At 62.7% G+C, this 20,295-nt stretch carries 24 protein-coding genes and 1 riboswitch; of the genes, 6 read left to right on the forward strand and 18 right to left on the reverse strand.

Annotation, left to right across the window (positions count from 1 at the left end; genetic code table 11):
* The 5 genes from moaE to moaA all read right to left on the reverse strand — a co-directional run.
* Window positions 1-445 (reverse strand): molybdopterin synthase catalytic subunit MoaE (gene moaE, locus H7A77_RS22535; RefSeq protein WP_182074682.1); only part of this gene is annotated, 445 nt, incomplete at its 3' end.
* Window positions 446-447: 2 nt separating this feature from the next.
* Entirely contained in the window at window positions 448-693 is a 246-nt protein-coding gene (gene moaD / locus H7A77_RS22540; protein ID WP_004939768.1) for a molybdopterin synthase sulfur carrier subunit, read from the reverse strand.
* Window positions 690-1,169: a cyclic pyranopterin monophosphate synthase MoaC gene (gene moaC, locus H7A77_RS22545; RefSeq protein ID WP_164107172.1), complete on the reverse strand. Its 480-nt coding sequence runs from the start codon at window positions 1,167-1,169 to the stop codon at window positions 690-692. Before moaC ends, moaD begins: the two co-directional genes overlap by 4 nt.
* 3 nt (window positions 1,170-1,172) lie before the next feature.
* On the reverse strand, window positions 1,173-1,688 hold the full coding sequence (gene moaB / locus H7A77_RS22550; RefSeq protein ID WP_033642238.1) for a molybdenum cofactor biosynthesis protein B: 516 nt from the start codon (window positions 1,686-1,688) through the stop codon (window positions 1,173-1,175).
* A gap of 24 nt (window positions 1,689-1,712) precedes the next feature.
* Window positions 1,713-2,699: a GTP 3',8-cyclase MoaA gene (gene moaA / locus H7A77_RS22555; RefSeq protein WP_016928681.1), complete on the reverse strand. Its 987-nt coding sequence runs from the start codon at window positions 2,697-2,699 to the stop codon at window positions 1,713-1,715.
* Window positions 2,686-2,830, reverse strand: a riboswitch (molybdenum cofactor riboswitch). It overlaps the preceding gene by 14 nt.
* A 336-nt stretch (window positions 2,831-3,166) precedes the next feature.
* Here moaA and yvcK point away from each other — a divergent pair.
* Window positions 3,167-4,084, forward strand: a complete 918-nt coding sequence (yvcK, locus tag H7A77_RS22560; protein WP_182074683.1) for a uridine diphosphate-N-acetylglucosamine-binding protein YvcK — start codon at window positions 3,167-3,169, stop codon at window positions 4,082-4,084.
* A 6-nt stretch (window positions 4,085-4,090) separates the two neighbouring features.
* Here yvcK and H7A77_RS22565 read toward each other — a convergent pair whose 3' ends face one another.
* The 3 genes from H7A77_RS22565 to H7A77_RS25670 all read right to left on the reverse strand — a co-directional run bounded on the left by H7A77_RS22565 (window position 4,091) and on the right by H7A77_RS25670 (window position 7,130).
* Window positions 4,091-4,357: a VF530 family DNA-binding protein gene (locus tag H7A77_RS22565; RefSeq protein ID WP_004939783.1), complete on the reverse strand. Its 267-nt coding sequence runs from the start codon at window positions 4,355-4,357 to the stop codon at window positions 4,091-4,093.
* Window positions 4,358-4,457: 100 nt separating this feature from the next.
* A complete protein-coding gene (uvrB, locus tag H7A77_RS22570) occupies window positions 4,458-6,470 on the reverse strand; it encodes an excinuclease ABC subunit UvrB (RefSeq protein ID WP_108680295.1) in 2,013 nt (670 codons plus the stop codon).
* Window positions 6,471-7,001: 531 nt separating this feature from the next.
* Entirely contained in the window at window positions 7,002-7,130 is a 129-nt protein-coding gene (locus H7A77_RS25670) for a hypothetical protein (protein ID WP_255326645.1), read from the reverse strand.
* 453 nt (window positions 7,131-7,583) lie between these two features.
* Here H7A77_RS25670 and H7A77_RS22575 point away from each other — a divergent pair, with 453 nt between their 5' ends.
* Complete coding sequence (locus tag H7A77_RS22575; RefSeq protein WP_182074684.1) at window positions 7,584-8,306, forward strand: ATP-binding cassette domain-containing protein; 723 nt, start codon at window positions 7,584-7,586, stop codon at window positions 8,304-8,306.
* A 24-nt stretch (window positions 8,307-8,330) separates the two neighbouring features.
* Here the strand turns inward: H7A77_RS22575 and bioD are convergent, their stop codons facing one another.
* From bioD to bioB, 4 genes are read right to left on the reverse strand one after another with little or no spacing between them, the layout of a single operon-like run.
* Window positions 8,331-9,005, reverse strand: coding sequence for a dethiobiotin synthase (bioD, locus tag H7A77_RS22580; RefSeq protein WP_108680294.1), 675 nt, complete (start codon window positions 9,003-9,005; stop codon window positions 8,331-8,333).
* Window positions 8,998-9,765, reverse strand: a complete 768-nt coding sequence (gene bioC / locus H7A77_RS22585) for a malonyl-ACP O-methyltransferase BioC (RefSeq protein WP_033652357.1) — start codon at window positions 9,763-9,765, stop codon at window positions 8,998-9,000. Before bioC ends, bioD begins: the two co-directional genes overlap by 8 nt.
* Window positions 9,749-10,900 carry an 8-amino-7-oxononanoate synthase gene (gene bioF, locus H7A77_RS22590; RefSeq protein WP_182074685.1) on the reverse strand — a complete coding sequence of 384 codons (1,152 nt, stop codon included), beginning with the start codon at window positions 10,898-10,900 and terminating at the stop codon, window positions 9,749-9,751. The genes bioC and bioF overlap by 17 nt, the downstream gene beginning before the upstream one ends.
* The gene (gene bioB, locus H7A77_RS22595) at window positions 10,900-11,937 is read right to left on the reverse strand and encodes a biotin synthase BioB (protein WP_033652413.1); all 1,038 of its coding nucleotides are present in this window, start codon (window positions 11,935-11,937) and stop codon (window positions 10,900-10,902) included. Before bioB ends, bioF begins: the two co-directional genes overlap by 1 nt.
* Before the next feature lie 88 nt (window positions 11,938-12,025).
* Here bioB and bioA point away from each other — a divergent pair, with 88 nt between their 5' ends.
* Window positions 12,026-13,300, forward strand: coding sequence for an adenosylmethionine--8-amino-7-oxononanoate transaminase (gene bioA / locus H7A77_RS22600; protein WP_033652355.1), 1,275 nt, complete (start codon window positions 12,026-12,028; stop codon window positions 13,298-13,300).
* A 4-nt stretch (window positions 13,301-13,304) separates the two neighbouring features.
* Here the strand turns inward: bioA and H7A77_RS22605 are convergent, their stop codons facing one another.
* Entirely contained in the window at window positions 13,305-13,706 is a 402-nt protein-coding gene (locus H7A77_RS22605) for a YkvA family protein (protein ID WP_025301916.1), read from the reverse strand.
* Window positions 13,707-13,708: 2 nt separating this feature from the next.
* Complete coding sequence (locus H7A77_RS22610; protein ID WP_025301915.1) at window positions 13,709-13,984, reverse strand: metal/formaldehyde-sensitive transcriptional repressor; 276 nt, start codon at window positions 13,982-13,984, stop codon at window positions 13,709-13,711.
* A gap of 78 nt (window positions 13,985-14,062) precedes the next feature.
* Here H7A77_RS22610 and dmeF point away from each other — a divergent pair, with 78 nt between their 5' ends.
* Together dmeF and H7A77_RS22620 are read left to right on the forward strand one after the other, a co-directional pair.
* Complete coding sequence (dmeF, locus tag H7A77_RS22615; RefSeq protein WP_182074686.1) at window positions 14,063-15,031, forward strand: CDF family Co(II)/Ni(II) efflux transporter DmeF; 969 nt, start codon at window positions 14,063-14,065, stop codon at window positions 15,029-15,031.
* 32 nt (window positions 15,032-15,063) lie between these two features.
* Window positions 15,064-15,546 (forward strand): kinase inhibitor, encoded by a 483-nt coding sequence (locus H7A77_RS22620; protein ID WP_042783877.1) that lies wholly within the window; start codon window positions 15,064-15,066, stop codon window positions 15,544-15,546.
* Between the two features lie 64 nt (window positions 15,547-15,610).
* Here the strand turns inward: H7A77_RS22620 and pgl are convergent, their stop codons facing one another.
* Entirely contained in the window at window positions 15,611-16,606 is a 996-nt protein-coding gene (gene pgl, locus H7A77_RS22625) for a 6-phosphogluconolactonase (RefSeq protein WP_046896812.1), read from the reverse strand.
* Window positions 16,607-16,784: 178 nt separating this feature from the next.
* Between pgl and H7A77_RS22630 the strand changes: the two genes are divergently transcribed.
* Complete coding sequence (locus H7A77_RS22630; RefSeq protein ID WP_164107187.1) at window positions 16,785-17,603, forward strand: pyridoxal phosphatase; 819 nt, start codon at window positions 16,785-16,787, stop codon at window positions 17,601-17,603.
* Window positions 17,604-17,634: 31 nt separating this feature from the next.
* Here the strand turns inward: H7A77_RS22630 and modC are convergent, their stop codons facing one another.
* From modC to modA, 3 genes are read right to left on the reverse strand one after another with little or no spacing between them, the layout of a single operon-like run.
* Window positions 17,635-18,702 carry a molybdenum ABC transporter ATP-binding protein ModC gene (modC, locus tag H7A77_RS22635; protein WP_164107178.1) on the reverse strand — a complete coding sequence of 356 codons (1,068 nt, stop codon included), beginning with the start codon at window positions 18,700-18,702 and terminating at the stop codon, window positions 17,635-17,637.
* Window positions 18,703-19,392, reverse strand: coding sequence for a molybdate ABC transporter permease subunit (modB, locus tag H7A77_RS22640; RefSeq protein ID WP_033642225.1), 690 nt, complete (start codon window positions 19,390-19,392; stop codon window positions 18,703-18,705).
* Complete coding sequence (gene modA / locus H7A77_RS22645) at window positions 19,389-20,162, reverse strand: molybdate ABC transporter substrate-binding protein (protein ID WP_182074687.1); 774 nt, start codon at window positions 20,160-20,162, stop codon at window positions 19,389-19,391. The genes modB and modA overlap by 4 nt, the downstream gene beginning before the upstream one ends.
* Window positions 20,163-20,295 lie beyond the last annotated feature (133 nt).

Raw genomic sequence — 20,295 nt, forward strand, 5'->3', positions numbered from 1 at the left:
GCTGCGCGGCCTCGCGATCGCTGTCGCGAGCGTCCACCCAACGATCGCCCTGGCCGGTCGCTTCGCGCTTCCAGAACGGCGCGCGGGTCTTCAGGTAGTCCATGATGAACTCGCTGGCGGCGAACGCCATGCCGCGGTGCGCGCCGGTCACGCCGACGAACACGATCTCGTCGCCGGGATACAGCGCGCCGACGCGGTGGATCACCGTCACGCGCTGCAGCGGCCAACGGCTGCGCGCCTCGGCCACGATCTCCGCCAGCGCCTTCTCGGTCATGCCGGGGTAGTGTTCCAGCGTCAGCGCGCTGACGTCGTCCCCGAGGTTATGGTTGCGCACCTTGCCGGTGAAGGTCACCACCGCGCCGTCGGCGTCGCACTGCGCCAGCCACTGATACTCGTCGCCGACGTTGAACGGCGCTTCGCCCACGCGAATGCGGGTGTTTTCCATGCTTACCCCCCGGTAACCGGCGGGAAGAAGGCCACTTCATCGCCGGCGCGCAGCGGGTGATCCGCCGCCACCAGCGACTGATTGACCGCCGCCAGCAGTTTGCCGGACTCCAGCGCCAGCGCCCAGCGATCGCCGCGCGCGCACAGCGCCTGACGCAGCGCCTCGACGGTCGGGTAATCCGCCGGCATCGACAGCGCGCCGGTGCCCACCAGTTCGCGCACCTGCGCGAAGAAAAGAATATCGATCATGCGTTCACCTTAAAATCACCGGATTTGCCGCCGCTTTTCGCCAGCAGGCGCACCGGGCCGATCACCATGTCTTTCTGTACCGCTTTGCACATGTCATAGATGGTCAATGCCGCCACCGAGGCGGCGGTCAGCGCTTCCATCTCGACGCCGGTTTTGCCGGTCAGCCGGCAGCAGGTTTCAATGCGCACCCGGCTGTGCTCCGTTTGCGCCTCCAGCTGCACTTCGACCTTGCTCAGCATCAGCGGGTGGCACAGCGGGATCAGCTCCCAGGTGCGTTTGGCCGCCTGAATGCCGGCGATACGCGCCGTGGCGAACACGTCGCCCTTGTGGTGGCTGCCATCGACGATCATCGCCAGCGTGGCGGGCAGCATCTCGACGAAGGCTTCGGCGCGCGCCTCGCGCGCCGTTTCGGCCTTGGCGGAAACGTCAACCATATGGGCTTCGCCGGCGGCGTTAATGTGGGTTAGCTGTGTCATGACTCAGGGCTTCTTCAAATGGGGCTGGAAGTTGCACGGGCGATGGCGCGCGTCCAACTGCTCTTCGATAATCCGCTCCCAGGCGGTGCGGCAGGCGCGGGTGGAGCCCGGCATGGCGAAAATCACCGTGCGGTTGGCCAGACCGGCCAGCGCGCGCGACTGGATCGTCGCGGTGCCGATCTCTTCGTACGACACCATGCGGAACAGTTCGCCGAACCCTTCCACCTCTCTGTCAAACAGCGGCAACAGCGCTTCCGGCGTGTTGTCGCGCGCGGTAAAACCGGTGCCGCCGGTGATCAGCACCGCCTGCACGTTGTCATCGGCGATCCACGCGGAAACCCGTGCGCGGATCTGGTAAATGTCATCTTTGACGATGGCGCGATCCACCACCTGATGGCCGGCTTCCTGCGCCGCTTCCTGCAGATATTGGCCGGAGGTGTCTTCCGCCGCGCCGCGGCTGTCGGACACGGTCAGGATGGCGATATGCGCCGGAATAAACTCGCTGCTCGCATGGCTCATGGTTCAATAAGCTCCTATTGGCTGTCAGCCGCCGATAAACGACAGGTTCTGGGTGATCCCGCTGTTGCCCTGATGCAGGAAATGGGTCTGCTTCTTGCTCAGCAGCCCGCTCTGAATGCGCGCCTTCAGCGCGTCGAGCTGGCCGTCATCCGCCAGCAGATCGCGCAGGGGCACCCCCTGCTCGCCGAACAGGCACAGATGCAGATTGCCGATGGAAGAAACGCGCAGCCGGTTGCAGCTGGCGCAGAAGTCTTTTTCATACGGCATGATAAGACCCACCTCACCCTGGTAGTCCGGGTGGCTGAACACCTGCGCCGGGCCGTCGCTGCGGCCACGCGCCTGGCGCTGCCAACCCTGCTGCTCCAGCTGCAGGCGAATCACTTCGCCGGAAACGTGGTGTTTGCGAAACAGTTCGCCCCCCTCGCCGGTTTCCATCAGTTCGATAAAGCGCAGCTGGATCGGCCGATCCTTGATCCAGGCGAGAAACGCGCCGAGTTGCTGGTGATTGACGTCGCGCATCAGCACGGCGTTGACCTTGACCTTGCTGAAACCGGCGCTGAAGGCGGCGTCTATGCCGTCCATCACCTGGCGGAACTTGTCCTGACCGGTAATGGCGTGAAACTGGCGGGGATCCAGACTGTCGATGCTGACGTTGATCGCCGTCAGACCGGCGTCACGCCAGGCGGCGACGTCGCGCGCCAGACGGTAGCCGTTGGTGGTGACCGCCAACGTGCGGATGGCCGGATTTTCCCGCACGGCGGCGATGATCTCGGTAAAGTCGCGGCGCAGCGAAGGCTCGCCGCCGGTCAGGCGCACCTTTTCGGTGCCCAGTTCGGCGAACGCGCGGCTGACGCGGCGGATTTCATCCAGCGACAGGAAGCTTTTCGGGCTGCCGCTCGGCTTGTAGCCGTCGGGCAGACAGTAGGTGCAACGAAAGTTGCACACGTCGGTGATCGACAAGCGCAGGTAATAGAACTTGCGCTCATAAGCATCAATGAGTTGCGGTACCATAACACCTTTCCAAAGTCGGGAGATGCGAGCGTTTCCCCTCTGCACCCTGGTGGCTGACTTCGCCACGGCCCAGGCGCCATATCGTTCCGGATGAACAACGTAGGCGCAGGGGCTAGGAGTTTGATTTCTCTTCCCGCTACCTTGAGTAGCCGGAATGAAACCGTGGTTTTCAGCAGAATTCTAGCGCTAATCGGCAACGATAGCCAACGCGTTAATTCGCTATATAACTGTATATACAGCGCTTTTAGACGCCGCGTAATCGGGTAAACCATGATAAACATCGCTTACGAGGGCGAATTGACCAGAATCACGCAAATGGCACTCTTTATCCCCTAAATAATGGGCGTCGCCTCCCGACGGCAAGCGCGTTCCCCCCAGAGGCAACGTCAAGGATAACGGGTATATCGCGTTTTTACGCCGGATCCGCTACCTTATGCGGGCAGTTCAGCCCCTTTGTAAGGAAATTTATGCGTAATCGTACCCTGGCCGATCTCGACCGCGTGGTGGCGTTGGGCGGCGGACACGGTCTGGGCCGTGTGATGTCGGCCCTGTCGTCCTTAGGCTCCCGCCTGACCGGCATCGTTACCACCACCGACAACGGCGGTTCCACCGGCCGCATCCGCCGTTCGGAAGGCGGCATTGCCTGGGGCGATACCCGCAACTGTCTCAACCAGCTGATCACCGAGCCGAGCGTCGCATCGGCGATGTTCGAATACCGCTTCAGCGGCAACGGCGAACTGGCCGGCCATAACCTCGGCAACCTGATGTTGAAAGCGCTGGATCACTTGAGCGTGCGCCCGCTGGAAGCGATCAACCTGGTGCGCAGCCTGTTGAAGGTGGACGCGGCGTTGATTCCGATGTCGGAACAGCCGGTGGATTTGATGGCGCACGATCACGAAGGCAACCATGTTTACGGTGAAGTGAATGTTGACCAACTGACTCATATGCCGCAGGAGCTGATGCTGTCTCCCCCGGTCAACGCCACGCGCGAAGCGCTGGACGCCATCGCGCAGGCCGACGTGATCCTGATTGGGCCGGGCAGTTTTCTCACCAGCCTGATGCCGCTGCTGCTGCTCGACGATCTCACCCAGGCGCTGCGCCGCAGCAGCGCCAGCATGATCTATATCGGCAACCTCGGCCGCGAGCTGAGCGTGGCCGCCGCGGCGCTGTCGTTAAAGGATAAGCTGACGCTGATGGAAGAGAAGATCGGCCGCCGGATGATCGATGCGCTGATCGTCGGCCCGGCGGTGGACGCCCGTGAAGTGCAGGATCGGGTGGTGATTCAACAGCCGCTGGAAGCGAGCGACATCCCCTACCGCCACGATCGCCAACTGCTGCGCCAGGCGCTGGATCACGCGCTGGTGGAGCTGGCCGCCCGCCGCTGACCGAATTTAACCGTCTCGCCCGCGCAGCCAGGGATTATCGCTGGCCGGGGCGGGATGGCTGACCATATCGATATACAGATCTTCCACCTCTTTGCGCGCCCAGGGCGTGCGACGCAAAAACTTCAGGCTGGACTTGATGCTCGGATCGCTGCGGAAGCAGTTGATGCGAATGCGCGCGCCCAGTTCGGACCAACCGTAGTGATCCACCAGTTTATTCAGCAGTTGCTCCAGCGTCACGCCGTGCAGCGGGTCTTTAGACTGGTGTTGGCTCATGTTCGGTACTCTTCGTGGTCAAATCGGGCCGCACACCATAACAGCTTTGGCGCGACCGACAAGGAATTTTGACGCCCACGGCGCGGGCGCCGTCCAACGGTCAGGAAATCGCGATGAACTGCTCGCGCAGCTGGTGGATCTCGTCGCGCAGCGCAGCCGCCTGCTCGAACTCCAGATTTTGCGCATGGGTATACATCTGCGCTTCCAGATCGCGGATTTTCTGATCCAGCGCTTTCGGCGTGAGGTTCTGCAGCTGAGCGCCGCTGTCTGCCGCCTTGCCCCTGCCTTTACCCTTGGCGCGGTTGACCGGCTGGCCAATCTGCAGAATGTCGCCGATCTTCTTGTTCAGCCCCTGCGGCACGATGCCGTTGGCTTCGTTGTAAGCCTGCTGCTTGGCGCGCCGCCGCTCGGTTTCACCGATCGCTTTGGCCATCGAATCGGTGATGCGATCGCCATACAGGATCGCCTTGCCGTTCAGGTTACGCGCCGCGCGGCCGATGGTCTGGATCAGCGAACGTTCGGAACGCAGGAAGCCTTCCTTGTCGGCGTCCAGAATCGCCACCAGCGACACCTCAGGCATGTCGAGCCCCTCACGCAGCAGGTTGATGCCCACCAGCACGTCAAACTCGCCCAGACGCAGGTCACGAATGATTTCGACGCGTTCCACGGTGTCGATATCCGAGTGCAGGTAGCGCACGCGCTCGCCATGCTCTTCCAGGTATTCGGTCAGGTCTTCCGCCATGCGTTTGGTCAGGGTGGTCACCAGCACGCGCTCGTTGATCGCCGCGCGCTTGCGGATCTCGGAGAGCAGATCGTCCACCTGAGTAGCGACTGGCCGCACTTCCACGATCGGATCCAGCAGCCCTGTCGGGCGCACCACCTGGTCGATCAGATCGCCGCCGGATTTCTCCAGCTCATATTTGCCCGGCGTGGCGGAAACATAGATGGTCTGCGGCGCCAGCGCCTCGAACTCCTCGAAGCGCAGCGGGCGGTTGTCCAGCGCCGACGGCAGGCGGAAACCGTACTCCACCAGCGTTTCCTTGCGCGCGCGGTCGCCCTTGAACATCGCGCCGATTTGCGGAATGGTGACGTGGGATTCGTCGACCACCAGCAGGCCGTCCGCCGGCAGGTAATCGAACAGCGTCGGCGGCGGCTCGCCCTCGGCGCGCCCGGAAAGGTAGCGCGAGTAGTTTTCGATGCCCGAGCAGTAACCCAGCTCGTTCATCATCTCCAGATCGAACTGGGTGCGCTGCGTCAGGCGCTGCTCTTCCAGCAGCTTGTTGTTGGCCAACAGCACCTTGCGACGGTCCGCCAGATCGACCTTGATCTCTTCCATCGCCTGCATGATCCGCTCGCGCGGCGTCACGTAGTGCGACTTCGGGTAGATGGTAAAACGCGGCACCACCTGCTCAATCTGCCCGGTCAGCGGATCGAACAGCGACAGCCGCTCCACTTCGTCGTCGAACAGCTCGACGCGCAGCGCCAGCTCGTCCGACTCTGCCGGAAAGATGTCGATCACCTCGCCGCGCACGCGGAAGGTGGCGCGCTGGAAAGCCTGATCGTTGCGGGAATACTGCAGCTCCGCCAGCCGGCGCAAAATGGAGCGCTGATCGATGATCATGCCCTTGGTCAGATGCAGCATCATCTTCAGGTAAAGATCCGGATCGCCCAGGCCGTAGATCGCCGACACCGACGCCACCACCACCACGTCGCGCCGCTCGAGCAGCGCCTTGGTGGCGGAAAGGCGCATCTGCTCGATGTGCTCATTCACCGAAGCGTCTTTTTCAATGAAGGTGTCGGAGCTGGGCACGTAGGCTTCCGGCTGGTAGTAGTCGTAGTAAGAGACGAAGTACTCCACCGCATTCTCCGGGAAAAACTCTTTCATCTCGCCATACAGCTGCGCCGCCAACGTCTTGTTCGGCGCCAGCACCATGGTCGGCCGATTCAGATCGGCTATCACGTTGGCGATGGTGAACGTTTTGCCCGAGCCGGTTACCCCCAGCAGCGTCTGGTGCGCCAGGCCGTCTTCCAACCCCTCTTCCAGTTTGCGGATGGCTTCCGGCTGATCGCCGGCCGGTTTGAAATCAGAATGCAGTTTGAAAAGTTTACTCATTGCTCGGCTACCCTGTGGAGATGCGCGCGCTCAGGCGGCCAGCCGGCTCTGCGCCGGACGTAGCCCCTAATTATGGAAAGTGTCGGCGATTTGCGCCAGTGCCCATGATACTGGATATAAAACCAGCTTCAAGCGGATTCGTCGCTGCGCCCGGCAGCGCGGCAACGCCGTTGCACCGTGAGGTTACAGCGGGGTGACATTTTTATTGTCAATAACAGATTTATCCCCAGAACTTGCCGAAAATTAACTTATTGATAGCACCGCGGCGAAAAATTACACATAGAAACCCGATCAATGCCCTGGCGTCTTGATTTTAGTTAATTTATTGATAATTAATAGTTTTAATAAAAAGACGAGATTGCGGACAAAGCGAACAGAACCCGCGTCGGCTCTCGCTTTACAGCGTTTTTCTAAATCTAATGCACAAGGTTATCCACAGGAATAGTGGATAACTCTCACCGCCCCGCCCGTGGCGGGAGTTACAGAAAGAAAGCTTTTCGCCCTTTACACTCGCCAAAATGGCTTTTTTAGTTATTTTTTCATAAAAATATCGCTTTGTTTATGCCGATTAATACTAAAAATCCCCATTGCCAAAATCGCATTGCCCCCTTTCACGCCGATCGCGCTTGACGGCGGCGCAACGCCTTGCACCACGCCCACGCCGGAGAGCACCACAAGAGTGCAAAAAACGTCCGGGTTAACTTCCCGGCGTATTTTCAGGCCGCCGCGGCAGAGCGCGTCGGGCCTGACAGGCGGTTAACAAAGCGATAACACTCCCCCTTTTCGGCCAGTGGCAAAACTGGCCTGGGAGTTGCTTTATCTTCCCGCGTGCGAACGAGGCGCGACAGCATAATGCGCTGCCGAATGCGGCGTGCAACCGCCGCCTGGCTATGCCTCGTAAAAGCGCGAGAACGACACCAAGTCGTCATAAACGTCGTTTTTCACGACATATTGACTGTCTTTCCGTCCACCGCAGACATTGCTCAGGTGAATCGGAGGGACGGCATTTTGTTCCGGACATTGCCACACTCGGGAAATCAACCGCCAATGCGGCCTTTGCAGCACCCCACCAACGAGTGGAACGGGCGCCTATGTCTATGAGGAGAATGCCACATGCTGAGTCTGAGATCGGTCAATCAATTTTACGGGCAAAATCATACCCTGTGGGACATCAACCTGGAGCTGCCGCGCGGCCAGTGCACCGTGCTGCTCGGGCGCAACGGCGTGGGCAAGACCACGCTGGTCAACTGCATCATGGGGCATTTGCCGGTGGTGAGCGGCAGCATGACCTGGCAGCCGGCGGATCAGCCGCCGCAAAACCTGCTGCTGCAACCGATGGAGCGCCGCGCCGCACTCGGCATCAGCCACGTCCCGCAAGGGCGGCAACTCTTCTCGCAGCTGAGCGTGGAAGAGAATCTGCAAGTGGCGCAGATGGCCGTGCGCGGCGCCCCTTACCGCATTCCGTTGCTGATCTACAGCCTGTTTCCCAATTTGCGCCAGATGCGCACCCGCCGCGCCGGCGATCTGTGCGAAGGCGCTCAGCGCCAGTTGGCGATTGGTCGTGCTCTGGCGCAGGAGCCGGCGCTGCTGATCCTCGACGAACCGACAACGGGCGTACCGCCCTCGATCGCCGCCGACATCGGCAACGTGATCCGTAGGCTCAACTATGAGTTGGGCATGACCATTTTGCTGGTAGAGCATCAGCTGCCGTTCGTGCGCCGGGTGGCGGATCGTTTTTGTCTGCTCGATAGCGGGCGCACCGTGGCGCACGGCGCGCTGGCGCAGCTGGATGAGGCGCTGATCGGCGCCGGGCTGGCGGGATCGGAAGGAGAATGAGGGAGAGGCCCCCCTCATGGGAATTTATAGCAGGCTGATATCCAGATACTGCCCCAGCGGCGCCCGTTCGGCCTGCGGCAGGTGCGGGATTTCGCCCAGCAGCGGCGCGGGCAGCATACGGCGCAGCGTAGCCAGGTATTCCTGATGCCGCCGCCCCGGCGGCACCACGTCGTTGGCGATCCAACCGGCCAGCGTCAGCCCGGCCTGTTGCACCGCCTGGGCCGTCAGCACCGCGTGGTTGATGCAGCCCAGCTTGATGCCCACCACCAGGATCACCGGCAGTTGCTCTTGCCGCACCCAGTCGGCGAAGGTGTACTCCGCCGACAACGGGGTAAACCACCCGCCGGCCCCCTCGACCAGCACCCAGTCGGCGCGCTGCTCCAGCCGGCGCAGGCCGTCGGACAGCCGCGCCGCGTCGATCGGCCGGCCTTCATCGGCGCTGACGATATGCGGCGAGGTCGGTTCGGCAAATACGTAAGGGTTCACTTCGTCGTAATCCAGCGCCACACCGCTGTTGGCCTGCAGCGCCAGCGCGTCGCCGTTGCGCAGCCCCTCGGCGGTCATCTCGCTGCCGGAGGCCACCGGCTTATAGCCGGCGCTGCGGTAGCCCGCCCGGTTGGCGGCCTGCAGCAAGGCGCTGCTGGCGACGGTTTTCCCCACTTCGGTGTCGGTGCCGGTCACGAACCAACGTTTACTCACGATAAATCACTCCATAAGCCAGATGATAGCTGAGCGGGAACTGCCCCTGCCGGCACGGGTAAGCCGCCTGCAGCGCGGCGAGGCGGCCGCGCGACATCAGGCCGCCCTCGCGCCCCTGATGCAAATGCGTCGCCCCGATGCCCTTGAGGGAACGCATCAGCGTCATCACGTCCGGGTAGTTCAGGATGCGCAACTCCGTCACCAGCTCGTGTCGATAGGCGGCGCAGGCGGTGCGGATCTGCGTCAACGGCAAAAAGGCGTTCACGTGACGTTCGCCGTCCACCTGTTGCCAGGCGTCCCCCAATTCCTGCAGCGAGCCCGCCGCCAGCGTGGAAAACAGGATCACGCCGCCGGGACGGGTCACGCGATACAGCTCCGCCAGCGCGGCAGGCAGATCGCTGCACCACTGCACCACCAGGCTGCTGAAACAGATGTCCATCGCCGCATCGGGCAGCGGCACCTGTTCGATATCGCCCAGCAGATAATGATGCGCCGCCTGCCGTTGGCGGGCGACGTCCAGCATGCCCGGCGCCAAATCGAGCGCGGTCACCCGTTTGCCGCGCTCACGCCACATACGGCTGAAATAGCCGGTGCCGCAGCCGGCGTCCAGCAGCTGTTCGCCCGGGTGGGAACTCCCCATCCCCAGTAAGCGCTCGCCAACGTCACGCTGCAGCTCGGCGGCGGCATCGTAGCTGCCGGCCGCGCGGCTGAAGGCCGAGGCGACCGCCTGTTTGTTCACTGTGTCATTGGCTGACGTCATTCAGCACCTCCAGCAGGCGATCGATATCCTGCGGCTGATGCGCCGCCGTCAGGGTAATGCGCAGCCGCGCGCCGCCCGAGGGCACCGTCGGCGGACGGATGGCGCTCACCCACAGGCCGCACTCGCGCAGGCGGGTCGCCAGATCGAGCGCGCGTTGATTGTCCCCCACCAGCAGCGGCTGGATGGCGGTGTCGGAATCCGTCAGGGTCAGCGCCAGCGGCGCCGCGCCCTGACGGAAACGCCGAATGTTGTCCTGCAGCCGGGTGCGCAGATCATCGCCCTCGCGAATGCAGACCAGCGCCGCCTGCAGCGCGCAGGCCTGCGCCGGCGGCATCGCGGTGCTGTAGATCAGATGGCGGGCGAACTGCAGCAGATACTCGGCGGTCGCCTCATCGCACAGCACCGCCGCGCCGCTGACGCCGAACGCCTTGCCGAAGGTCGCCACCAGCAGTTCAGGCCGCACGCCCTGCTGCCAGCAGCTGCCGCGGCCTTGCTCACCGCGCACGCCGATGCCGTGGGCGTCATCCACCATCAGCCAGGCGCCCGCCGCACGGGTTAAGCGATGCAGCTCCGCCAACGGCGCGCCGTCGCCATCCATGCTGAACACCCCTTCGGTCACCGCCAGCCGCTGCCCGTCGCAGGGTTTGGCCAGCAGATCCGCCAAGGCCTGCGGTTGATTGTGCTGGAACCGGCGCAGCTCGGCCGGCGACTGCGCCGCCGCCTCCAGCAGCGAGGCATGGCTGAGACGATCGGCCAAAATGCGATCGCCCTTTTGCATCAACGCCGCCAGCACCGCCTGGTTGGCGGCGTAGCCGGAGATGAACAGCAGCGCGCGCGGATAGCCGAGCCACGCCGCCAGTTGCTCTTCCAGCGCCTGATGCGCTGCGCTAAAACCGGTCACGTGGCCCGAACCGCCGCTGCCGACGCCGTAACGCTGCGCGCCCTGCTGCCAGGCGGCGATCACCCGCGTATCCTGGCTCAAGCCCAGGTAGTCGTTGCCCGAGAAGTTCAGATAGAGACGATCGCCGAGCCGGATCTGGCGGCCATTGCCGCCCTCGGTGGTCTGTCGCCGGCGGTAGGCGGCGTTCAGGCGCCGCTCAGCCAGCGCCTGCTCGATGCGTTGCTGCCAGCTCATCACGGCGCCGCGTTGTAAAACTCGGCGGTATCGGCGTTCAGCAGTTGCTTGGCCAGCACCTGCTGTTGCTGGTTGTCGCCGTGTTCGGTGGCGGTCTGCTGCGGGTTGAGCCCCAGCTTGCGGAACAGCTGCAGGTCTTTGTCTTCTTCCGGATTCGGCGTGGTCAGCAGCTTGCAACCGTAGAAGATCGAGTTGGCGCCGGCCATGAAGCACATCGCCTGCGTCTGTTCGTTCATCTGTTCGCGGCCTGCGGAGAGACGGACATAAGAAGATGGCATCATGATGCGCGCCACCGCGATGGTGCGGATGAAATCAAACGGATCGACGTCATCATTATCCGCCAGCGGCGTGCCTTTCACCTTCACCAACATGTTGATCGGCACGCTCTCCGGTGGTTTTGGCAGGTTGGCCAGCTGCACCAGCAACCCGGCGCGATCGCGCACCGTTTCACCCAGCCCGACGATGCCGCCGGAGCACACTTTGATGCCGGCGTCGCGCACCTTGTCGAGCGTATCCAGGCGCTCCTGGTAGCTGCGGGTGGTGATGATGTTGCCGTAGAACTCCGGCGAGGTGTCGAGGTTATGGTTGTAGTAATCCAGCCCGGCCTCCGCCAGCCGCTCGGCCTGGGTGCCATCCAATGTGCCCAGCGTCATGCAGGTTTCCATGCCCATCGCTTTCACGCCCTGCACCATTTGCTGCAGATAAGGCATATCGCGCTCGTGCGGGTTCTTCCACGCCGCGCCCATGCAAAAACGGGTCGAACCGTTCGCCTTGGCCTTGCGCGCCGATTCCAGCACCTGCTCGACCTGCATCAGCCGCTCCGACTCCAGGCCGGTCTTGTAGCGTGAGCTCTGCGGGCAGTATTTGCAGTCTTCCGGGCAAGCGCCTGTCTTGATCGACAGCAGCGTGCTGACCTGCACCTGACGCGGGTCGAAGTGTTGGCGGTGTACGGTTTGCGCTTCGAACAGCAGTTCCAGCAGCGGTTTATCAAACAGGGCCTGGGCTTGCCCTACTGTCCAGTGAATGCGGTCGGCCATCATGGCGTCTCCAAAACGAAAAAGTGTCGCCAGTTTAAATATTGTGGATATACTGTCAACCAATCTTAATCCAATTTGGTTTACAATAATGTCTGTCACCGCTTCCGACCTGGCGTTTGACCAACGCCATATCTGGCACCCCTACACCTCCATGAGCCGCCCGTTACCCTGTTACCCGATCGAATCGGCCAGCGGCGTCGAACTGCAGCTGGCGGACGGCCGGAGTCTGGTGGACGGCATGTCCTCCTGGTGGGCGGCGATCCACGGTTACAACCATCCGCGCCTGAATCAGGCCGCCAGCCAGCAGTTGGAGAAGATGTCGCACGTGATGTTCGGCGGCATTACCCATCCGGCCGCTATCTCGTTGTGCCGTCGGCTGGTGGAAATGACGCCGGAAGCGCTGCAGTGCGTGTTCCTGGCGGACTCTGGTTCGGTGGCGGTAGAAGTGTCGCTGAAAATGGCGCTGCAGTACTGGCAGGCGCGCGGCGAGCGCCGGCAGCGCATCCTGACGCTGCGCCACGGCTATCACGGCGATACCTTCGGCGCGATGTCGGTCTGCGATCCGGACAACTCGATGCACAGCCTTTATCAGGGGTATCTGGCGCCACACCTGTTCGCCACCGCGCCGCAGTGCCGCTTCGACGAGGAATGGCGCGAAGAGGATATCGCGCCGTTCGCCGCGCTGCTGGAGCAGCACGCCGGTGAAGTGGCGGCGGTGATCCTGGAACCGGTGGTGCAAGGCGCCGGCGGCATGCGCATCTACCATCCGACCTATCTCAAGCGGGTGCGCGAGCTGTGCGATCGCCATCAGGTGCTGCTGATCGCCGACGAGATCGCCACCGGTTTCGGCCGCACCGGCAAGCTGTTCGCCTGCGAGCACGCGCAGGTGGTGCCGGACATTCTCTGTCTGGGCAAGGCGCTGACCGGCGGCTATATGACCCTTTCCGCCACCTTGACTACCCGCCATGTGGCGGAGACCATCAGCAACGGCGCGGCCGGCTGCTTTATGCACGGGCCGACCTTTATGGGCAATCCGCTGGCCTGCGCCGTGGCGGACGCCAGTCTGGCGCTGCTGGCGGAAAATCGCTGGCAGGCGCAGGTGAGCGCCATCGAAACCCAGTTGAAGCGGGAACTGTTGCCGTTGGCGGCGCTGCCGAAGGTGGCCGACGTGCGGGTGCTGGGCGCGATTGGGGTGGTGGAGATGCGCGAACCGGTGGATGTCGCCGAGCTGCAGCGCGGGTTCGTCGAGCGCGGGGTATGGATCCGGCCGTTCGGCAAGCTGATTTACCTGATGCCGCCTTACATCATCGAAGCGGACCAGCTCAGCCGCCTGACCGCCGCCGTCGCCGCCGTCGCGCGTTAATGCCTTACCAATGCTGGTCCAGATAGCGGGCCAGCAATCCCAAACACAGCAGCCACAGTAAAATGATCATCGCCGCCGCCATGCGGCCGGTGGGATTATCGACGCGCTTTTGCGCCTTCTCGCGCAGCTCGGCCATCAGCGGTTTGGGGATCAGCCGCACCGCCAACATGATGCCCAACGGCACGATGATCACATCGTCCAGATAGCCCAGCACCGGAATAAAATCCGGGATCAGATCGATCGGTGAGATCGCATAGCCGGCGACCAGCAGCGCGATCAGCTTGGCGTACCACGGGGTGCGCTTATCACGGGCGGCCAGCCACAGCGCGTAGATATCGCGCTTGATGCCTTTGGCCCAACGGCGCAGCCAGCCGAACCACGGCGTGCGTTTTTTCAGTGAAATCATGATTACTTCATATAAGAACGTAAAACGGTCATCAATTGCTCGATGTCCTGCTCGCGCTGCTGCGGCGTAGCGTCCGCGGCAGCCAGATGTTCGCGCACATGCCCTTCCAGCACCTGCGCCATCAGACCGTTGACCGCGCCGCGCACCGCCGCGATCTGCTGCAGAACAGCCGAACATTCGCCGCCGCTCTCCAGCGCGCGTTCCAGCGCTTCGGCCTGCCCTTTAATGCGGCGCACCCGCGCCAACAGCTTCTTTTGATCTCTGTGGGTATGGCTCATCATTTCCGCCTGATTGTTATTTACTATACTGGGGTATAGTATATTTCAGCACACTATCTTTTGCTGAGGAACTTCACCATGACGTCTCACGCGCCCGTTTTGCACCGCGAGCACAGCCACGTTTTTGACGATGGTAACCCATTGGCCGAAAGAAACACCAGATGGGCGGTGATACTCACCGCCAGTATGATGGCTATCGAGATCGCCGGCGGCTGGCTGTTTAACTCGATGGCATTGCTGGCCGACGGCTGGCACATGAGTTCGCACGCGCTGGCCCTGGGCCTGTCGATGCTGGCTTACGGCGCCGCACGCCGGCTGGCCAAGGATCGCCGCTTTAGCCTCGGCACCTGGAAGATCGAAGTGCTGGCCGGTTACACCAGCGCGGTGTTGTTGGTGCTGGTGGCGGCGCTGATGCTGTTTCAGTCTGGGCAGCGGCTGCTGAATCCCAGCCCGATTCATTACAACGAAGCCATCGCCATCGGCGCGATCGGGCTGGCCGTCAACCTGCTCTGCGCCTGGCTGTTGCGCGGTGGCGGCCACCATCATCATCACGGGGATGACCACGACGACACTCATCATGACCTCAACCTGCGTTCCGCCTATGTTCACGTGCTCGCCGACGCCGCCACCTCGGTGCTGGCGCTCGTCGCGCTGTTCGGCGGCAAGCTTTGGGGCGCCGCCTGGCTCGATCCGCTGATGGGCATCGTCGGCGCGGCGATGGTGGCCGCCTGGGCCTATAGCCTGATGCGCGATAGCGGAAAGATTTTGCTGGATGCCGAAATGGACGCCCCGGTGGCGCAAGAGATCCGCCAGGCCCTGGCCGCTTCCGGCCACGCGCTCACGCTGACCGATTTGCATGTAGGCCGCATCGGCAAAGGAAAATATCATTGCGTCCTCGCCCTGAGCAGCGCCGATCGCACCCTCACCGCCGATCGGGTGCGCCAACTGTTGGCCGCGCATCCCGAACTGGTGCATGTCACCGTCGAGATCAACCGTCCGCCGCTGGCGCAAGGGGTTGTATTGTTCCACCGAAAAGATCTAGCTTAAGGGTCCGCGTTTATCGACAACTGGGAGTCATTATGGCTTTTCGTTTGTACAGCAACGATCTGCAGGACGGCGGCACAATGCCGCAGACTCAGGTCTTCAACGGCATGGGCTACCGCGGCGATAACCTGTCGCCGCACCTGGCCTGGGACGGCGTGCCCGCCGGCACCAAAAGCTTCGTCGTCACCCTGTACGATCCCGATGCCCCGACCGGCTCCGGCTGGTGGCACTGGGTGGTGGCCAATATTCCGGCCGACGTGCGCGAGCTGCCGCAGGGCGCAGGCTCCGGCAAAGCGCCGTTGCCGAGCGCCGCGCTGCAAACCCGTACCGACTTCGGCTCGGCCGGTTACGGCGGCGCCGCGCCGCCGAATGGCGAACGCCACCGCTATCAGTTCACCGTGCATGCGCTGGACGTGGAAAGCATTGAGGTGGATGAAGGCTCCAGCGGCGCGTTGGTGGGCTTTAACGTGCATTTCCACAGCCTCGGCAGCGCCACGCTGACGGTGATGTTCAACTGATTGATCTCCGCCCATAAAAAAGCGCGGCTCAACCGAACCGCGCTTTTCTGCTCTGCCCGCCGAATTACTTCGCCAGCACGCTTACCCACATCGGGCCTTTGCCCACCGGATAACGCGCCAACATAGTCAGCTGACCGCTGGCCTGATCAATTTCATGCACCGCGATGTGATCGGACTTCTGGCCGGACGAAATCACGAAGCGGCCGCTGTGATCGATATTGAAACCGCGCGGTTGCGCTTCGGTCGGATAATAGCCGACCACGCTCAACGTGCCGCCGTCTTCGGAGACGCTGAAGAGGGTCAGAATGCTGGCGGTGCGATCGCTGGTGTACAGGAAGCGGCCGTTCGGCGTGATATGAATGTCCGCCGCCCAGCGGGTGCCGTCGAAATCGTCCGGCATGATATCCAGCGTTTGCGTCACGGTGTATTTGCCGCCGTTTTCCGAAATGGCCAGCACGTCCACCGTGCCGTTCAGCTCGTTGACGCAATAAGCGAACTTGTCGTTGTGGTGGAACGCCATATGGCGCGGACCGGCGCCGGCGGCGATATCCACCGCGTCCTGCGCGTGCGGCGTCAGCTGGCCCGCCAGGCTCAGGTTGAACAGACGGATGCGGTCTTCTTTCAGACACGGTACCAGCACCAGCTGGTTGGTCGGATCGATGTTGGCGGAGTGCGGCGCGCTCAGGCCGTCGATCTGTTGGATCGGCGCCGTGACCACGCCGTCGTGGCCGATCGGGCTGATGCTGGCGCAGTTGCCGCTGTAGGAAGCGGAGAACAGGTAACGCCCCTGCAAATCGGTGGAGATATGGGTCGGGCTGCCCGGCAGCGGCGCCATGCCGGCCTGCTGCAGCGTGCCGTCCGCCTCGATGCGGTAACTGACGATGCCGAACGCCGGACGCACGCCGACGTACAGGTGAGTCTTGTCCGGATGAAGGGTCATCGGCTGCACCTGGCCCGGCACGTCAACGGTTTGCAGCAGCGCCAGCGCGCCGGCGTCGTCCAACTGCCAGACGTGGATCTGCTGGCTCTCCGGGCTGGCGACATAAACGATTTGCTTCATGTGTTCTCCTTGCAAAGGGTAAAAGAGGAACCGGTTTCAGGCCGTTCGATTGTCCCTAGCTTACCGCACATCCGTCGCATGGCAACCCTGCTTAGCACCGGAAGCTCACGCGGTTTTCTCCATTGGCTATCCGGTGTACCATCGGATTAATTTTATGGCTAACGATAACGAGAACCCTATGAGCTACCGCGTCATCGCCCTCGATCTTGACGGCACCCTGCTGGACAATCAAAAACGCATCTTACCGCAGTCGCTGGAAGCGCTGGCGCAGGCGCGCGCCGCCGGCGTCCAGGTGGTGGTGGTCACCGGCCGCCATCACGTCGCCATCCATCCGTTCTACCAGGCGCTACAGATTGACACGCCGGCCATCTGCTGCAACGGCACTTACCTGTATGATTTTCAGCAGAAAAAGGTGCTGGCCGCCGATCCCTTGGCGAAGGAGCAGGCCAAACAGGTGCTGCAGATGCTCAAACAGACCGACATTCACGGGCTGATGTACGTTGACGACGCCATGCTGTATCAGGAACCGAGCGGCCACGTGACTCGCTCGCTGGCCTGGGCCGAAACCCTGCCTGCGGCGCAGCGCCCGACGCTGCTGCAGGTCGGCAGCCTGGCGCAGGCGGCCGACGACGCGCAGGCGATCTGGAAATTCGCCACCTCGCACGCCGATATTCCGGCGCTGCGCAAGTTTGCCGACACGGTGGAAAAAGAGCTGGGGTTGGCGTGCGAATGGTCCTGGCACGATCAGGTGGATATCGCCAAAGGCGGCAACAGCAAAGGCAAACGCCTGCGCCAATGGGTGGAGTCGCAGGGGCTGAGCATGGATCAGGTGGTGGCGTTCGGCGACAACTACAACGACATCAGCATGCTGGAAGCGGTCGGTTTGGGCGTGGCGATGGGCAACGCCGATGACGCGATCAAGGAACGCGCCGATCTGGTGATCGCCGATAACCTGCAGCCGGGCATCGCCGAGGTGATCCGCACCCGCGTGCTGTAGTCTTTTCGCCCTCCCGCCGGGAGGGCCCGCCTTAACGGCTCTCGCGGCTGATCGACACGCTTTTCACCTGCGCGTACAGCCACTGCCCGGGGCGGATCGCCAGTTCGTCTCGCGCCCAGGGCGTGATGCGCGCCCACAGCACGTGTTCCCCGACCGCCAGCTTCACCTCCACCTGCCCGTCCACGTCCAGACACTCGCTGACCTTGGCCGGCAAGACGTTGCGAATGCTGCTGTTGACCGGCGGCTGCAGCACCAGCGAGACGTCGGCGGCATTGATGCGAATGCGCAGCTGAGTGCCCAACTCGGCGTCGATGCCGCTGACCCACAGCCGCTGATCGCCGAGCGCCAGCGCGGTCATGGCATAACGTTGATGATGCTCAATCACGCTGACGCGCAGCACGCTGCTCTGATCTTCACGTTGCAGCCACGGCCGCAGCGCGCTGCTGGCCCAGACGGCTTCCAGCCCGCCGAACGCGCGCACCTCGCCGCGATCCAGCACCAACACCTGCTCGGCCAGGCGCAGGATCTCGTCCAGGCTGTGGCTGACATAGAGGATGGGGATGTTCACGTCCTGCGCCAACCGCTCCAGATACGGCAGCAGCTCGCGTTTGCGCGGCAGATCGAGCGAGGCCAGCGGTTCGTCCATCAGCAGCAGTTCCGGCGCCGTCAGCAGCGCGCGGCCGATCGCCACCCGCTGTTTTTCACCGCCGGAGAGCGTCAGGGGCAGCCGATTAAGCAGCGGCCCGATGCCCAGCAGCTCGACGATGGTGTTGAACTGCGCACGCATGCCGGCCGCCATGCCGTACTGCAGGTTGCCGCGCACCCGATAGTGCGGGAACAGGCGCGCTTCCTGAAACACATAGCCGATACGGCGCTTTTCCGGCGGCAGGCAGAGGCCCGCGGCGGTATCCACCAGCGTGCGGCCATTGAGCGCGATGCGCCCCTGCTGCAAACGGGTCAGGCCGCCGATGGCGTTGATCAATGAAGTTTTGCCCGCGCCGGACAGGCCGAAAATCGCGGTGATGCCCTGCGCCGGCAAATCGGCGCGGACGTTGAGATTGAGGTCGCCCAGCTGCTGCGAGAAATCCAGCTCCAGCATTTACACCCCCATCCGTTTGCGGCCCCAGCGGGCCAGCCATTCGGACACCATCAGCGAAGCCAGCGACAGCACGATGGCGATCACGCACAGACGCGCGGCGGCGGCCTCCGCCCCCGGCGTTTCAATCAGCGTATACATCGCCAGCGGAATGGTGCGGGTTTCACCGGGAATGTTGGAGACGAAGGTGATGGTGGCGCCAAACTCCCCCAGCGAACGGGCGAAGGCCAGCACCACGCCGACAATGACGCCGGGCAGCGACAGCGGCAGCGTGATGGTGAAAAATACTCGCCACGGATTGGCGCCCAGCGTGCGCGCCGCCTGTTCCAGCCGGGTATCCACTGCCTCCAGCGCCAGCCGAATGGCGCGCACCATCAGCGGAAACGCCACCACCGCCGACGCCAGCGCGGCGCCGCGCCAGCTAAAGCTGAAGCTGAAGCCGAACCAATCGTACAGCCGCTCGCCGATGACGCCGCGCCGCCCCATGGCGATCAGCAGCAAATAACCGACCACCACCGGCGGCAGCACCAGCGGCAGGTGAATGACGCCATCGAGCAGCGCCTTGCCGGGAAAACGGCAGCGCACCAGCACCCAGGCCATCAGAATGCCGAACGGCAGGCTGCAGACTACCGCCAAACCGGAAACTTTCAGGCTAAGCTCAACCGCCTGCCACTCGTACTCGCTCAGAATCATTTACGCGGGGTGAATCCATAATGTTCGAAAATAGCGGCCGCTTCCGGGCTCTTCAAATAGGTATAGAAAGCGCTGACCGTCGGATTTTGACGATCTTTCACAATCGCCATCGGATATTCAACCGGTTTGTGGCTGTCTTCCGGGAACACGCCCACCACTTTCACCTTGTCGCTGGCGACCGCGTCGGAACCGTAGACGATGCCGAGCGGCGCTTCACCGCGCTCCACCAACGCCATCGCGCTGCGTACATTGTTGGCGCGCGCCAGTTTAGGCTCCAGCGCGCGCCAGGTGCCCAGATGCTCCAGCGCCTCTTTGGCGTAGATGCCGGCCGGCACGTGATCCGGATCGCCCACCGCCAGGCGGCCGCCGTTCAGCAGTTTGGCCCAATCGGTCTGCTTGTCGATGGCGATCTTGTGTTGTTTATCGTTCTTGGCGGCGATCAGCACCAGTTCGTTGCCCAGCAGCGTATAGCGGGTGTCTTTCACCATCTGCTGCTTGTCGATGGCGTAATCCATCCACTGTTGATCGGCGGAGATAAACAGATCGGCCGGGGCGCCCTGCTCAATTTGGCGCGCCAGCGTCGAGGACGACGCGAAGGAGGAAACCACCTGCACGTCCTTGCCTTTTTGATACTGGGTGGCGATGTCCTGCAGCGCGTTGGTCAGCGACGCGGCGGCGAACACGGTGATCTTTTCCGCTGCCGAGCCCTGAGCCACCAGGCTTGATGCCAACACGATCCCGCCAACCCATTTGGTCCATTGCTGTTTCATTGTTTTTCTCCGCAAGTTAACGTGCATTATCACTCTTCGTTATATAAAAAATAATATAACGTTGCGCGAAAGCTTGTCATGCGGTTTATCGGCAAAGCGTGAGATAACTTGAGGAATGCCCGCCGGGCGATGC

Source organism: Serratia sp. ME47, assembly GCF_903970925.1.
Classification (GTDB): domain Bacteria; phylum Pseudomonadota; class Gammaproteobacteria; order Enterobacterales; family Enterobacteriaceae; genus Serratia; species Serratia ureilytica.